This window comes from Corallococcus praedator (assembly GCF_003612125.1).
Classification (GTDB): domain Bacteria; phylum Myxococcota; class Myxococcia; order Myxococcales; family Myxococcaceae; genus Corallococcus; species Corallococcus praedator.
The window spans coordinates 1-428 of sequence record NZ_RAWI01001132.1; the positions used below are offsets into that span (position 1 = coordinate 1).

General features: G+C 32.0%; 2 protein-coding genes. Both read right to left on the reverse strand.

What is annotated here, in order from left to right; genetic code table 11:
* The coding region (locus D7Y13_RS43380) for a hypothetical protein (protein WP_208734672.1) at positions 1–303 on the reverse strand (303 nt) is incomplete at its 3' end.
* A complete protein-coding gene (locus tag D7Y13_RS49305) occupies positions 278–421 on the reverse strand; it encodes a hypothetical protein (protein WP_369333612.1) in 144 nt (47 codons plus the stop codon). The genes D7Y13_RS43380 and D7Y13_RS49305, both read right to left, overlap by 26 nt.
* Positions 422–428 lie beyond the last annotated feature (7 nt).

Sequence of the window (428 nt, forward strand, 5' to 3'; positions counted from 1 at the left end):
GTATTGGAACTGACCTCTTAACGAGATATTTTCTTTTTTTAAACATTTGATGGAAATAAGCTGATTACACAGGTTAACTGAGCTCTTAAAATCTGCAACTGTTTCTAAAACCGGTCTTTGGATAGCAAAGACTTCAGAAAAAGGTTCGTTTCTGTTGATAACAATCAGTTTAGCCAAAGAGTTTCCAGTTTTTATTATTTGCATTTTATTATTCAACAAAAAATAAAAAGGAAAAAGGCTGTTAAATTGTTCGCTATTAAATTGAAGCATTTCCATTTTACCAGGAAACTTTAAATATTTCATGATGGCTGCCGGAAGCTCTGTCCTCAAGCAATTCTATTGTAACAGCAGTGTTATATAATTTGCCTAAACCTTGCAGTAAGCCTTTTGTAAAATCCTGTAAACCTTCTCTTTTAGAAATATAATGC